The following is a 13,153-nucleotide window of genomic DNA, read 5'->3' on the forward strand; positions in this document are numbered from 1 at the left end:
GTTCCCCGAGCCCAATCCGCGTTCCCGAATATTCCGGTTGGTACCGACCGTTGGTCGGTACTCCCCATCACGGTTGAAGAGGTTCCCATGAGCAATCAAGATCGTCGCTTCCACGTCGCAGTCGTCGGTGCCACCGGCGCCGTCGGCGAAACCATGCTGGCCATCCTGGCCGAGCGCAATTTCCCGATCGCCACGCTCAGCCTGCTCGCGTCCTCGCGTTCGGCGGGCGGCGAGATTGAATTCGAAGGCAACAAGGTCAAGGTCCAGGACCTGGCCACGTTCGACCCGAGCGGCGTGGACATCGCGCTGTTCTCCGCAGGCGGCAGCGTGTCCAAGGAATATGGCCCGAAGTTCGCCGCCGCCGGCGCGGTGGTGATCGACAACTCCTCGGCCTTCCGCTACGACGACGACGTGCCGCTGGTGGTCTCCGAAGTGAACCCCGAAGCGCTGAAGAACCGCCCGCGCGGCATCATCGCCAATCCGAACTGCTCGACCATGCAGATGCTGGTCGCGCTGGCTCCGCTGCATCGCCAGTACGGCATCCAGCGCATCAACGTGGCCACCTACCAGTCGGTATCCGGCGGCGGTCGCTCGGCACTGGAAGAGCTGGGCAAGCAGACCGGCCAGCTGCTCAGCTTCCAGGACATCGACCCGCAGCGCTTCCCGGTACAGATCGCCTTCAACCTGATCCCGCACATCGACGACTTCCAGGACAACGGCTTCACCAAGGAAGAAATGAAGCTGGTCTGGGAAACCCGCAAGATCCTCGGCGACGACAGCATCCTGGTGAACCCCACCGCCGTGCGCGTGCCGGTTTTCTACGGGCACTCCGAAGCGGTCAGCATCGAAACCCGCGACAAGGTCACCCCGGATGCGGCGCGCGAGCTGCTGTCGCGTTCGCCGGGCGTGGAAGTGGTCGACCGGCATGAAGCGGGTGGGTACCCGACCCCGGTGACCCATGCCTCGGGCACCGATGCGGTGTACGTGGGGCGCATCCGTGAGGATCTGTCGCACCCGCGCGGCCTGAACCTGTGGATCGTGTCGGACAACATCCGCAAGGGTGCAGCGCTCAACGCGGTGCAGCTGGCCGAGCTGGTCGCCGCCGAAGGTTGAGCGATGCCTGCGCGCGTGCATGGCGCCACGCCCTGCGTGGCTGAAATGCTGCGTGGCTGGATTGGTCGGGAATCGCTATATTGCCTGCCATGAAGAACCGGGTTACGGGCGCGTTGCGCCCGCTCAAGTATGCGTCGACCCTGCTGCTGGCCCTGGCCAGCAGCTCCGCCATGGCCCTCGGCCTCGGCGACATCCGGGTGCTGTCCAAGCCCGGCCAGCCGCTGCTGGCTGAAATCCCGGTCATTTCCGCCGACCCGTCCGAACTGGAAAACCTGCGCGTGGCGCTGGCCTCGCCGGTCACCTTCGCCCGGGTCGGGCTGGAGCGCCCGACCGGGCTGGTCAGCGAACTGCAGTTCGAACTCTCCCGCGACAGCAACGGCCGTGCCGTGGTGCGGGTCACGTCGCAGGCCCCCGTTACCACGGCGTCGCTGAACTTCCTGGTCGAAGCCGACTGGGGCCAGGGCCGCCTGGTCCGCGAATACTCGGCGCTGGTCGATGCGCCCGACAGTGCGCTGGCCGTGGCCGAACCGGAGATCGTCGCGCCGGCCGGGGCCATGTCCAATGCCATCGCACGCGAAGCGGCCGCCATGCAGGCGCCGGCGCCGGTGGCTGCCGCCGAACCCGCGCCCGCGCCCGAGCGCCCGGCACCGGCGCGCGCCGCAGCGCCGGCGCGAGCCGCCGCAGCACCGGCGGCCGCCACGGTTGCCGCCGACGGCAGCATTACCGTGCAGCGCGGCCAGACCCTGTCGCAGATCGCCGGCAGCGTGGCCCGCGAGCAGGGCATCAGCCGCGACCAGGCGATGATCGCGCTGCTGCGCGCCAACCCCGAGGCCTTCATCCGCGGCAACCTCAACCTGCTCAAGCAGGGGGCGGTGCTCCGCACCCCGGGCACCGACACCCCGATCGACCCCGCCCAGGCCGCGGCCATGGTGCGCGAGCACGCCGCGCAGTGGCGCCAGGCCCGCTCGGCCATTCCGCAGCCGGCCAGCAGCGGTGCCGCCGCCGCGCCGTCCAGCACCGCCAGCGCAGCGCCCGCGGCCAGCGCCCCGGCCGCCGGGGGCCGGCTGGAGATCGCGCCGGCGGTGGCCGCCACCGATGACAATGCAGGTACAACCACCGGCACCGCCGCCGGCAGCGAGGGTGACATGCTGGGCAACGAACAACTGCGCCAGGCCAAGGAAGACGTGGCCACCCGCGATGCCGAAATCCAGGAGCTGCGCAACCGCGTGGCCGAACTGGAAAAACTCAAGCAGCAGCAGGCCTCGCTGATCGCGATGAAGGACACCGATCTGGCCGCCGCGCAGCAGCGCCTGGCCGAGGCGCCGGCCGCACGCGAAGGCGGCGGCGGTGGCTGGGCCTGGCTGGGCCTGGCGGTGCTGCTGCTGGTGGTGGTCGGCTGGGCGGTGTCGCGTCGGCGCAAGCCCTCGCCGCTGCCGCCGCTGCGCCGCGAGGGCCTGGACGCGGCCAGCCTGGCAGCGGCGGTTCCCGCAGCGGACTACGTGGACGAACTGGCGGCACAGCGCGACGTCGAGGACGACGCGTTGGATCTGCGCGACGCCCCGGACTACGTCCTGGCCGCCGAAGACGATCCCGCGCCCGGTCGTCGCGAGCCGGTGTTCAGCCTCGAACCCGCGCCGGGCCAGGGCGTTGCCGACCCGATCGAGACGCCCGACCCGGTCGACCCGGTCGCCGAACCCGGCGCCGAGGCCGTCGTTCCGCCGCATGCATGGGAAGCCGCCGCACAGCCGTCCTACCGCGGCGTGTTCGAGTTCCCGGAAGACAGCACCGATGCCGACGTCGCAGAACCGGCGCCAGCGCCGGCGCCCGATGCGCTGGCCGCCCCGGTCGGTGCGCCGGGCCGCGACCGCCTCGAACTGGCCATCGCCTACCTGGACCTGGGCGATGCCGACACGGCGCGCACCCTGCTGCTGGAAGTGGCCCAGGCCGGCGACATGCACAGCCAGCTGCAGGCCCGTGAACTGCTGGCCCGGCTCGGCTGAGCATGCGTTACGCCCTGGGAGTGGAGTACGACGGCAGCGAGTACAAGGGCTGGCAGCAGCTCGGTGAAAGCGGCTGCCCCAGCGTACAGGCGAGCCTGCAGGACGCGCTGTCGTCGATCGCCGATGCACCGATCCAGGTGGTCTGCGCCGGGCGCACCGACGCCGGTGTGCACGGCGAGTGCCAGGTGGTGCATTTCGACACCGACGTGGTGCGCGACCCGCGCAGCTGGACCCTGGGCACCACCACACGGGCACCGCGCTCGATCGCGGTGCGCTGGTGCGTACCGGTGGCCGACGACTTCCATGCGCGTTTCTCCGCGCGCGCGCGCCGCTACCGCTACCGCCTGCTCAACCGCGCCATCCGCCCGGCGCTGTACCGGCAGAGCCTGAGCTGGGAACGGCGGCCGCTGGATGCGGCGCGCATGCACGAAGCGGGGCAGGCCCTGCTCGGCGAAAACGACTTCAGTGCCTTCCGCAGCGTACAGTGCGAAGCGCTGCATGCCCGGCGCGACCTGCAGGCGATCAGCGTGACCCGCCAGGGCGAGATCATCGAGGTCTGCGTTCAGGCCAATGCATTCCTTCATCACATGGTGCGCAATATCGTCGGTTCACTGATCCTGATCGGCAGTGGGGAAAAGCCGGTGTCGTGGATGGCCGAACTGCTGGCTGGCCAGGACCGCACCGTGGCCGGACCCACCGCGCCGCCGCAGGGACTGGTATTCGTTGGCCCGTTGTATCCCGACAACTGGCATCTTCCTGCCGAGGTCACCCTATGAGCCGCTCCTTCTACCGCACCCGCATCAAGTTCTGCGGCATGACCCGCGCCGGCGACGTGCGCCTGGCCGGCGAACTGGGCGTGGACGCGGTGGGCTTCATCTTCGCCCGCGAAAGCCGGCGCCGGGTAGCCCCGGCCGAAGCGCGGGCCATGCGCCAGGCCATTGCCCCTATGGTCGACGTGGTCGCGCTGTTCCGCGACAACAGCAAGGAAGAGGTGCGCGAGGTGCTGCGCACCGTGCGTCCGACCCTGCTGCAGTTCCACGGTGACGAGGACGAGTCGTTCTGCCGCAGCTTCAACATGCCGTATCTGAAGGCGGTCGCCATGGGCGGTCGCGAAGAGGTCAACGCGCGCCAGCTGCAGCTGCGTTACCCCAGCGCCGCCGGCTTCCTGTTCGACAGCCACGCCCCCGGCGGTGGCGGCGGCACCGGCGTGGCGTTCGACTGGACGCGCCTGCCAACCGGCCTGCACCGTCCGTTCCTGCTCGCCGGCGGGATCACCCCGGACAACGTGTTCGATGCCATCGTCGCCACTCTGCCGTGGGGCGTGGACGTCTCCAGCGGCATCGAAACCGAGCCGGGCATCAAGGACGGCTACAAGATGCGCAAGTTCGTGGAAGAAGTCCGCCGCGCCGATTGCCACGAAGCCGATTGAGCCCAACGGGCTCCATCGGCGGTAGCTCCCGACCGTTGGTCGGGAGACATTACCGCAGCGTTTCCGCCAGCCAATTGCCCAGTGCGTCCACCCGCGCATCCGGCTCGCCCTCTGGCATCGCCAGCACCCAGAACCCCCCGGTCGCGCCAAATCCCCATGGTGCCAGCAGCCGGCCTGCGGCCAGTTCATCCGCCACCAGCGGCTCCGGCGCGATCGCCACGCCCAGCCCGGCCACCGCCGCTTCCAGCAGGTAGTAAAGGTGATCGAACCCGGTGCCCAGCTGCAGCAGCGCCGGATCCAGCCCATGCGCCTGCGCCCACGCCGGCCACGCCTGCGGGCGTGAAGTGGTGTGCAGCAGCGGCTCGCGCAGCAGGGCGCCCGGTGGCTGGTGTCGAAGGCGCGCGGCCGCCGGATGCTGCGGACTGACCACTACCCCGACCCGTTCCGGCGCCAGTTCACGCACCTGCCAGCCTCGTGGCCATGGCGGCTGCGCCAGCAGCAGCACCGCGTCCAGGGCCTGCTGCTGCTCGGTGAAACTGCCGTCCTGCGCCGACCAGTGCAATGGCAACCGCGGCAGGTCGGCCTGCAGCGCCGGCAGGCGCGGAATCATCCAGCGGGCCAGGATGCTGCCGCTGCAGCCCAGCACCAGCGCGTCCGGGCGCTGCCGCCGCTGCAGGGTATCGACAGCGTCGCGGATCTGCGCGAACGCACCCGCGCAGGCGGCCTGCAGCTGCTGGCCCGCTGCGGTCAGGCGCAGCCCGCGACCGGCGCGCTCGAACAGGGCCACGCCCAGGTGCTCTTCCAGCAGCCGCAGCTGCCGGCTGATCGCCCCGTGGGTCACGTGCAGGGCCTCGGCGGCCCGGCCGACCCCACCCAGGCGGGCGGTGGCCTCGAAGCTGCGCAGGGCGTTCAAGGGCGGCAGCGGCACCTGGCTCATGTGAGTTTTCCTGACGGGTCGTTGCAGATAATATCGATATTCCGGCCCGGACATGTGCGCTAGATTGTCAGCCTGTCTCCAACGGCTGTCGCGTCATGTCCGCAACCCCTGCATCCCCCATCGCCGATTTCCACGCCTACCCGGATGCCAACGGCCATTTCGGCCGCTACGGCGGCAGTTTCGTTGCCGAGACGCTGATCGGTCCGCTGCAGGAGCTGGCGGCGGCCTATGATCAGGCGCGCCGGGATCCGGCCTTCATCGCTGCCTACGACAAGGACCTGACCCATTACGTGGGCCGTCCCAGCCCGATCTACCACGCCGAACGGCTCAGCCAGCAGGTCGGCGGCGCGCAGATCCTGCTCAAGCGCGAAGACCTGAACCACACCGGCGCGCACAAGATCAACAACACCATCGGCCAGGCGCTGCTGGCCGCGCGCATGGGCAAGAAACGCATCATCGCCGAGACCGGTGCCGGCCAGCATGGCGTGGCCAGCGCCACCGTGGCCGCGCGACTGGGCCTGGAGTGTGTGGTGTACATGGGCGCCACCGACATCGAGCGGCAGAAGATCAACGTCTACCGCATGAAGCTGCTCGGCGCGACGGTGGTGCCGGTGACCTCCGGTTCGGCCACGCTCAAGGACGCGCTCAACGAAGCCATGCGCGACTGGGTCACCAACGTGCGCGATACCTTCTACATCATCGGCACCGTCGCCGGCCCCGATCCGTACCCGCGCATGGTGCGTGACTTCAACGCCATCGTCGGCCGCGAAGCGCGCGCGCAGATGCTCACCGATTACGGCCGCCTGCCCGATGCGATAACCGCCTGCGTCGGCGGTGGCAGCAACGCCATCGGCCTGTTCCACGCCTTCCTCAACGACCGCGACGTGCGCATCGTCGGTGCCGAGGCGGCCGGCGACGGCATCGATACCGGTCGCCATGCCGCGTCCATCGCCGCCGGTCGGCCCGGTGTGCTGCACGGCAACCGCACCTATGTGATCTGCGACGACGACGGCCAGATCATTGAAACCCACTCGGTGTCCGCCGGCCTGGATTATCCCGGCGTTGGCCCCGAGCACGCGTTCCTGGCCGACTCCGGCCGCGCCGAGTACGTGGGCGTCACCGACGAGGAAGCGCTGGCGGCCTTCCACCAGCTGGCGCACAGCGAAGGCATCCTGGCCGCGCTGGAATCCAGCCACGCGGTGGCGCAGGCGATCAAGATCGCGCGCGACCTGCCGCGCGACAAGCTGGTGCTGTGCAACCTGTCCGGTCGCGGCGACAAGGACGTGCACACCATCGCCGCGCGCGAAGGCCTGGTGCTGTGAATCCAACGCTGCGCCAGGGATGTGCGCTGCTGATGGGGGTGGGGCTGGCCGGTTGCACGCCGCCGGATCCTCCGGTACTGGCACCTGCGGCAGCGCCGGCTGCGGTCGCACCGGCCAAGGCGGCGGCCGGCAATGACGATGCCGACGTCCAGCGGCCGTTTGACGACGCGCCGCAGGCGGACAGTGCCGATGAGGACGCGCCTGCGGTGGTCACGGTCGCGCTCGATCATGCCGGCGACGTGCTGGTAGGGCAGCGCTTCAGCGCAACCGATGCCACCGACGCCTGGCATTCGGCCGGGCTGGGCGACGGCCTGGGCAAGGGCGCGTGCGAATACTACGAGCGCGGCAGCCTGCCCGAGGGCGTGTCGATGATGGTCGAGGACGATCACGTGCAGCGTTTCGACCTTGACCCGATTGACGGCTCGTACGACGCCATCGCCCAGCCGGGGCCGTTCGGGCTGCGCCTGGGCATGTCGCGCGCGCAGGCGCTGGCCCTGCTGCCTCCAGGCAGCACGAGCAGGCCGCATGCCTACGATCCGGAGGTCGGCGAATACGTGACCTGGCAGGATCCCGGCTCGGACCTGGCGATCCGGCTGGAGATTTTCGGCGGTGAGATAACGAAGCTTTACTGGGGCGCCAGCGGCGCCGTTGAACTGATTGAAGGATGTGCCTGAGATGGCTGTTGACCGTATCGATGCCTGTTTTTCCCGCCTGCGCGCCAGCCGCCGCAAGGCGCTGATCCCGTTCATCACTGCCGGCGATCCGGGGCTGGAGGCCACCGTGCCGGTCATGCACGCATTGGCCGCCGCCGGTGCCGACGTGATCGAACTGGGGGTGCCGTTTTCCGATCCGATGGCCGATGGCCCGACCATCCAGCGCAGCTCCGAGCGTGCGCTGGCGCGTGGCGCCGGGCTGCGATACGTGCTGGACACGGTGAAAACCTTCCGCAGCCAGGACACCACCACCCCGGTGGTGCTGATGGGCTACCTGAATCCAGTGGAGATCCACGGCACCGCGCGCTTCGCCGACGCGGCCATCGCCGCCGGCGTGGACGGCGTGCTGCTGGTCGACCTGCCGCCGGAAGAGGCCGAAGAAACCCTGGCGATCTTCAACGCGGCCGGGCTGGCGCTGATCCTGCTGGCGTCGCCGACCACCGCCGACACCCGCCTGGACCTGCTGGCGTCGATGGCGCGCGGGTACCTGTATTACGTGAGCTTCGCCGGCGTCACCGGCGCCTCCGAGCGGCTGGACAGCAACGCCGCCGGTGAGCGCCTGCGCGACCTGCGCGGCCGCTCGCAGGTACCGGTGGTGGCGGGCTTCGGGATCAAGGACGCGCAGAGCGCGGCGGCGATGGCACGGGAAGCTGACGGCGTGGTGGTGGGCAGCGCGCTGGTCGCGGCACTGGGTGAGGCGGAAGACGCGGCGACGGCGGCCCGCGTGGCGCGCGGGTTCCTGCAGCCCCTGCGCGAGGCACTTGATCGCGGCTGACGGCGTGTGCCGACCAACGGTCGGCACCTACCGGGTGATGGGCCGACCAACGGTCGGCACCGGCCGAACCCGTCGATGCGCTGTGCCGACCAACGGTCGGCACCTACCAGTGCGCTCCATTTCCGGTAGCGCCCGACCGTTGGTCGGGCGGCGGCGCACCGCACCGGCGCTTGGCGGGAACCGTCGCAACGTACGGGGCAGCATGGTTTTCACGCCACGTTTACTGCGTCGGCAGGGGGTCCCGGCCATGGAACGGGTGAGCTAGACTGTCCGCCTTTGCGGCCTCCGGGCCGCCCTGAACGGAAGTGTCATCCCGCATGAGTTGGCTCACCAAGTTGATGCCGTCGGGCATCCGCACCGACAACGTCCCCAGCAAGAAGCGCAGCGTCCCCGAGGGCCTGTGGGAAAAGTGCAGCAGCTGCGGCAGCGCGCTTTACGGTCCGGAACTGGAAGAGAACCTGGAAGTCTGCCCCAAGTGTGGCCACCACATGGCCATCCGCGCGCGCGCGCGCCTGGCGGCGCTGTTCGACGCCGACAGCACCACCGAAATCGCCGCGCGGCTGGGACCGACCGACCTGCTCAAGTTCAAGGACCAGAAGAAATACAGCGAGCGCATCAAGGCCTCGCAGAAGAACACCGGCGAGTACGACGCGCTGATTGCGATGCAGGGCCTGCTCAAGGGCCGGCCGCTGGTCGCGTCGGCCTTCGACTTCGCCTTCATGGGCGGGTCGATGGGCTCGGTGGTGGGCGAACGTTTCTCGCTGGCTGCTGAAAAGGCGCTGGAAATCGGCGCCCCGTACGTGTGCTTCTCCGCCAGCGGCGGTGCGCGCATGCAGGAAGGCCTGTTCTCGCTGATGCAGATGGCCAAGACCTCGGCCGCGCTGGGCCGCCTGCGCGACGCCGGCCTGCCGTACATCTCGGTACTGACCCATCCGACCACCGGCGGCGTGTCGGCCTCGTTCGCGATGCTGGGCGACATCAACATCGCCGAGCCGCAGGCGCTGATCGGCTTCGCCGGTCCGCGCGTGATCGAACAGACGGTGCGCGAGAAGCTGCCGGAAGGCTTCCAGCGTTCGGAGTTCCTGCTCGAACACGGCGCCATCGACCAGATCTGCGATCGCCGCGAACTGCGCGACCGCCTTGCCGAACTGCTGGCCATGCTCGGCCGCCAGTCCGCGCCGGACGCCGCCGCCTGATGGCCGCGCGTCGTTATTTCGGCACCGACGGCATTCGCGGCCGGGTCGGGCAGGGGGTCATTTCGGCCGATTTCGTGCTGCGCCTGGGCAACGCGCTGGGTCGGGTGCTGACCGCGCGCGGCAAACATGCCCCGGGCCAGCGCCCGGTGGTGGTGATCGGCAAGGACACGCGGATTTCCGGCTACATGTTCGAAGCGGCGCTGGAAGCCGGGCTGGTCGCGGCCGGTGCCGACGTGCAGCTGCTGGGACCGATGCCCACGCCGGCGGTGGCCTTCCTGACCCGCACGCTGGGTGCCGATGCCGGCATCGTGATCAGTGCCTCGCACAATCCGCACTACGACAACGGCATCAAGTTCTTCTCCGCCGATGGCGAAAAGCTCGACGACGCGACCGAGCTGGCACTGGAAGCGGCGCTGGACACCGACTTCACCACGGTCGATTCGGACCGTCTCGGCAAGGCGGCACGCGCACGTGATGCGGTGGGCCGCTACATCGAGTTCTGCAAGGCCAGCGTACCGCGAGGATTCGACCTGCGCGGCTTGAAGATCGTGCTCGACTGCGCGCATGGCGCGACCTATCACATCGCACCGTTGCTGTTCCGCGAGCTGGGCGCGGACGTGGTGGCCATCGGCGCCGAGCCCAATGGCGTGAACATCAACGACGGTGTCGGGTCGATGCACATCGACAACCTCGCTGCGAAAGTGCGCGAGGTCGGCGCGGACCTGGGCATCGCGTTCGACGGCGACGGCGACCGCGTGTTGATGGCCGACGACCAGGGCAACCCGGTCGATGGCGATGACCTGCTGTACGTGCTTGCCGCGGCGTGGCAGAAGAGCGGCCGCCTGCGCGGACCGGTGGTCGGCACGCTGATGACCAATTTCGGGCTGGAGCAGGCGCTGGAACGCCTGGGCCTGCCGTTCGTGCGCAGCAACGTCGGTGACCGCTACGTGCACCAGGCGCTGGTGGAAGGCGGCGGCGTGCTGGGGGGCGAGGCGTCCGGGCATCTGCTGTGCCTGGACCGGGCGACCACCGGCGATGCCATCGTCAGTGCGCTGCAGGTGCTGGAAGTGCTGAGGCGCGACGGCGTGTCGCTGCGCACGGCGCTGTCGGACGTGACCAAGGTGCCGCAGAAGACCGTCAACGTACGCCTGGGCGATGTCTCGGCCAAGGCAATCGTGCAGTCCGCTGGCGTGCAGTCGGCACTGGCCGACGCGCAGCAGGCGGTGAAGGGCCACGGCCGCGCGTTCCTGCGCCCGTCCGGCACCGAGCCCGTCGTGCGGGTCACGGTGGAGGCAGACACGGCCGAGTTGATGCAGGGCACGCTGGACAGCCTCTCCGCCGCGGTGAAGGCAGCAGCGGCATGATGAAAAACCCGGCTTCGGCCGGGTTTTTTGGTTGGGTGGATATCGCGCGCAGAGCAGCGATTCACTACTACGAGCTGGGGCGGCCGACGGGCAACCCCGCTCCGGGACACGCCGTGAACCCTTCAATGGGGGCTTGTCAAAAACATCCATGTTTTTGACAGTCCCTACGGGGGTTACCCGCCGGCCGCCCCCGAAAGTTGGTCGAAGCGGTAGGGTCGGTTCCCGAACGACTGCCGATACCGCGGATCGGCCCTTTAACGCATGACCCTTGAACAGGGAAGCGCTTTCCGGATCACGGTCCCGCCACCATGTTTTTCTGCCTGGCCTTGAAACGGTTGAACACCGGTGCGATCAACGGGTGGTAGCTCCAGGCGATGCGTTTGCGCAGCCAGCTGGCGGGGCGGTTGCGGATCGCGAAACGATAGATGTGCTCCGGATCGCCACCCACCACGTTGCGCCCGAACGGATGCGTGGTGTGCAGGTAACGGAATCCGTGCGCGCGCGCGATGGGCAGGTAATCCTCATCGAAATCGCCGTAGGGCCAGCACAGTGTGTCGGAGACCTCGCCCAGCTGCTGCTGCAGCACCGCACGGGCCATTTCCAGGTCGCCGGCGATGCCGTCGCACTTCTGCTCGCGGCTGATGTCCTGCTTCATCCAGCGCGTGTGGGTATGGGTGTGGCAATGCACTTCGAACGTGCCGGCCTCGATCATCGCGCGCGCTTCGCTCCAGCGCATCATCACGTCATCGTGGCGGTTCTCACGCAGGATCGCGTCTTCGCAGCCGCGGTGGTCCGGCGTGGCCGGCAGCGCCGCGCCGGGCTGCCCGGCATGCGGGCGCAGCGGACCTTCGCCCATCCAGCCGGTGACCACGAACACCACCGCGTGCATGCCGTACTTCTGCAGGATCGGGTGCGCGTAGACCCAGTTGTCCAGGTAGCCGTCGTCGAAGGTGATCACGATGGACTTCCGCGGCACCGGTTTGCCTGCCAGGAAGTCGGCGTACTGCGCCAGCGTCAGCGACGTCCAGCCGTTGTCGGCCAGCCACGCGATCTGGCTTTCGAAGTTTTCCGGCGACACCGTGATCATGCCCGGCGAGGGCGATACATGGTGGTGCATCAGCACCGGTACGGATCTAGCGTTGGCCATGGCCCAGTTCCTTCAACCACTGGTGGTAATAGTACTCGGTGGCTTCGGTGTGGCCGGTGGGGGTGAAGCGGTGCGCGCTGCGCATCCAGTCCCAGCCGGCCCGGCCCATCTGCCTGCGGCGTTCGGGGTCTTCCACCAGCGCCCGCAGCGCATCGGTCAGCGCGGCCGGGTCGCCGAGCGGGGCCAGCAATGCATTGCTGCCTTCCACCAGCATTTCCGGCACGCCGCCCACCCGCGTGGCCACGATCGGGACGCCCACGTACGCCGCTTCCAGGAACACCGTGCCGGCGGCTTCCTTGTGCGTGGCCAGTGCGAACACATCGAATGCGGTCATCAACCGGCAGGCGCCCAGCCGGTAGCCGAGCAGGTGCACCTGCGCGGCAATGCCCAGTTCCTCGCGCAGCGCCGTCAACCGCTCCATCACCGGCTTGCCGTCGCCGACGATCACCAGCTGCAGTTCCGGGTGCTGCCGGCAGAGGGGGGCGATGGCCCGCAACAGGTCGGCGTGGCCCTTGGCCTCGCGCAGCACTGCCACGCAGCCGACCACGGTCTGCGCGTCGTTGAAGCCCAACTCGCGGCGCACCTCGGCGCGAGTGTCCTGCAGGCACTGCCAGGCGTCGTCGCTGCCCGCCTGCGACCACTGCGGCGGCACCGCGATCGGCGGCACGATGCCGATGTGCGTGTCGGCAATACCGCGATGGACCAGTAGCTGTTTGACGAAGCTGCTCACGGTGAGCACGCGGTGCGGCAGGCCGGTGTAGGTGAGCAGGGAATTGACCGGGCTCATCAGGTGCCGGGAGCGCACCACCAGCGGCGCGCCACCCAGGCGCGCGCCGGCGGCGGCGATCAGCGCGTCACGGCGGCTGGTGGTGTTCACCACGTCATAGGTGTGGCGCCGGACCAGGCGCGACACCCACCAGATCCCGCGCAGTAGTCGCAACAGTCCACCCATTTTCAAGGCATGCACGGTGAAGCCGGCTTCGCGCGCCATCTCGCCCAGGCGCGCGCCGGGCTGGCACAGCAGCGACACGTCGTGGCCGCGGTCGCGCATGGCCAGCATGTGGCGGTAGATATAGATCTCCTGCCCACCAAATCCCTTGGCGGCTTCGGTATGCAGGATCTTGAGCGGCTTGTTCATCATGAACGTTCCAGGGGTC

Annotated in this window: 12 protein-coding genes; 9 read left to right on the forward strand and 3 right to left on the reverse strand. The window is 69.1% G+C overall.

All coding sequences use genetic code 11. The features are described 5' to 3' along the window. Positions 1-87 precede the first annotated feature (87 nt). The 4 genes from FSZ13_RS11755 (at position 88) to FSZ13_RS11770 (ending at position 4,542) form a co-directional block, all read left to right on the forward strand. A complete protein-coding gene (locus tag FSZ13_RS11755) occupies positions 88-1,113 on the forward strand; it encodes an aspartate-semialdehyde dehydrogenase (protein ID WP_145479872.1) in 1,026 nt (341 codons plus the stop codon). Positions 1,114-1,202: 89 nt separating this feature from the next. Beyond that, complete coding sequence (locus FSZ13_RS11760; protein ID WP_145479874.1) at positions 1,203-3,113, forward strand: FimV/HubP family polar landmark protein; 1,911 nt, start codon at positions 1,203-1,205, stop codon at positions 3,111-3,113. A gap of 2 nt (positions 3,114-3,115) precedes the next feature. Continuing rightward, a complete protein-coding gene (gene truA, locus FSZ13_RS11765) occupies positions 3,116-3,889 on the forward strand; it encodes a tRNA pseudouridine(38-40) synthase TruA (RefSeq protein ID WP_145479876.1) in 774 nt (257 codons plus the stop codon). Next, positions 3,886-4,542, forward strand: coding sequence for a phosphoribosylanthranilate isomerase (locus tag FSZ13_RS11770; RefSeq protein ID WP_145479878.1), 657 nt, complete (start codon positions 3,886-3,888; stop codon positions 4,540-4,542). The genes truA and FSZ13_RS11770 overlap by 4 nt, the downstream gene beginning before the upstream one ends. Before the next feature lie 49 nt (positions 4,543-4,591). Here the strand turns inward: FSZ13_RS11770 and FSZ13_RS11775 are convergent, their stop codons facing one another. Further along, positions 4,592-5,479: a LysR family transcriptional regulator gene (locus FSZ13_RS11775; RefSeq protein ID WP_145479880.1), complete on the reverse strand. Its 888-nt coding sequence runs from the start codon at positions 5,477-5,479 to the stop codon at positions 4,592-4,594. A 95-nt stretch (positions 5,480-5,574) separates the two neighbouring features. Here FSZ13_RS11775 and trpB point away from each other — a divergent pair, with 95 nt between their 5' ends. The 5 genes from trpB to glmM all read left to right on the forward strand — a co-directional run bounded on the left by trpB (position 5,575) and on the right by glmM (position 10,849). Further along, positions 5,575-6,801, forward strand: coding sequence for a tryptophan synthase subunit beta (gene trpB / locus FSZ13_RS11780; RefSeq protein ID WP_145479882.1), 1,227 nt, complete (start codon positions 5,575-5,577; stop codon positions 6,799-6,801). Next, on the forward strand, positions 6,798-7,475 hold the full coding sequence (locus FSZ13_RS11785) for a hypothetical protein (protein ID WP_260844164.1): 678 nt from the start codon (positions 6,798-6,800) through the stop codon (positions 7,473-7,475). The genes trpB and FSZ13_RS11785 overlap by 4 nt, the downstream gene beginning before the upstream one ends. A 1-nt stretch (position 7,476) precedes the next feature. Next, positions 7,477-8,289 carry a tryptophan synthase subunit alpha gene (gene trpA, locus FSZ13_RS11790; RefSeq protein WP_145479884.1) on the forward strand — a complete coding sequence of 271 codons (813 nt, stop codon included), beginning with the start codon at positions 7,477-7,479 and terminating at the stop codon, positions 8,287-8,289. Positions 8,290-8,606: 317 nt separating this feature from the next. Next, on the forward strand, positions 8,607-9,485 hold the full coding sequence (gene accD, locus FSZ13_RS11795; RefSeq protein ID WP_145479886.1) for an acetyl-CoA carboxylase, carboxyltransferase subunit beta: 879 nt from the start codon (positions 8,607-8,609) through the stop codon (positions 9,483-9,485). Beyond that, positions 9,485-10,849, forward strand: coding sequence for a phosphoglucosamine mutase (gene glmM, locus FSZ13_RS11800; protein ID WP_145479888.1), 1,365 nt, complete (start codon positions 9,485-9,487; stop codon positions 10,847-10,849). The genes accD and glmM overlap by 1 nt, the downstream gene beginning before the upstream one ends. Positions 10,850-11,141: 292 nt before the next feature. On the opposite strand, the gene FSZ13_RS11805 is transcribed toward glmM, so the two are convergent. After that, the gene (locus tag FSZ13_RS11805) at positions 11,142-11,996 is read right to left on the reverse strand and encodes a polysaccharide deacetylase family protein (protein WP_145479890.1); all 855 of its coding nucleotides are present in this window, start codon (positions 11,994-11,996) and stop codon (positions 11,142-11,144) included. Further along, positions 11,983-13,134, reverse strand: a complete 1,152-nt coding sequence (locus FSZ13_RS11810; RefSeq protein ID WP_145479893.1) for a glycosyltransferase family 4 protein — start codon at positions 13,132-13,134, stop codon at positions 11,983-11,985. Before FSZ13_RS11810 ends, FSZ13_RS11805 begins: the two co-directional genes overlap by 14 nt. Positions 13,135-13,153: the final 19 nt, after the last annotated feature.

This window comes from Stenotrophomonas rhizophila (genome assembly GCF_007667275.1).
Taxonomy (GTDB): Bacteria; Pseudomonadota; Gammaproteobacteria; order Xanthomonadales; family Xanthomonadaceae; genus Stenotrophomonas; species Stenotrophomonas maltophilia_AE.

Excerpts from the sequence above, each read along its gene's own strand:
- FSZ13_RS11805 (WP_145479890.1), bottom strand. The coding sequence starts at position 11,996 with ATGGCCAACGCTAGATCCGTACCGGTGCTGATGCACCACCATGTATCG.
- FSZ13_RS11760 (WP_145479874.1), top strand. The coding sequence starts at position 1,203 with ATGAAGAACCGGGTTACGGGCGCGTTGCGCCCGCTCAAGTATGCGTCG.
- FSZ13_RS11770 (WP_145479878.1), top strand. The coding sequence starts at position 3,886 with ATGAGCCGCTCCTTCTACCGCACCCGCATCAAGTTCTGCGGCATGACC.
- FSZ13_RS11810 (WP_145479893.1), bottom strand. The coding sequence starts at position 13,134 with ATGAACAAGCCGCTCAAGATCCTGCATACCGAAGCCGCCAAGGGATTT.
- glmM (WP_145479888.1), top strand. The coding sequence starts at position 9,485 with ATGGCCGCGCGTCGTTATTTCGGCACCGACGGCATTCGCGGCCGGGTC.
- truA (WP_145479876.1), top strand. The coding sequence starts at position 3,116 with ATGCGTTACGCCCTGGGAGTGGAGTACGACGGCAGCGAGTACAAGGGC.
- trpB (WP_145479882.1), top strand. The coding sequence starts at position 5,575 with ATGTCCGCAACCCCTGCATCCCCCATCGCCGATTTCCACGCCTACCCG.
- accD (WP_145479886.1), top strand. The coding sequence starts at position 8,607 with ATGAGTTGGCTCACCAAGTTGATGCCGTCGGGCATCCGCACCGACAAC.
- trpA (WP_145479884.1), top strand. The coding sequence starts at position 7,477 with ATGGCTGTTGACCGTATCGATGCCTGTTTTTCCCGCCTGCGCGCCAGC.
- FSZ13_RS11755 (WP_145479872.1), top strand. The coding sequence starts at position 88 with ATGAGCAATCAAGATCGTCGCTTCCACGTCGCAGTCGTCGGTGCCACC.
- FSZ13_RS11775 (WP_145479880.1), bottom strand. The coding sequence starts at position 5,479 with ATGAGCCAGGTGCCGCTGCCGCCCTTGAACGCCCTGCGCAGCTTCGAG.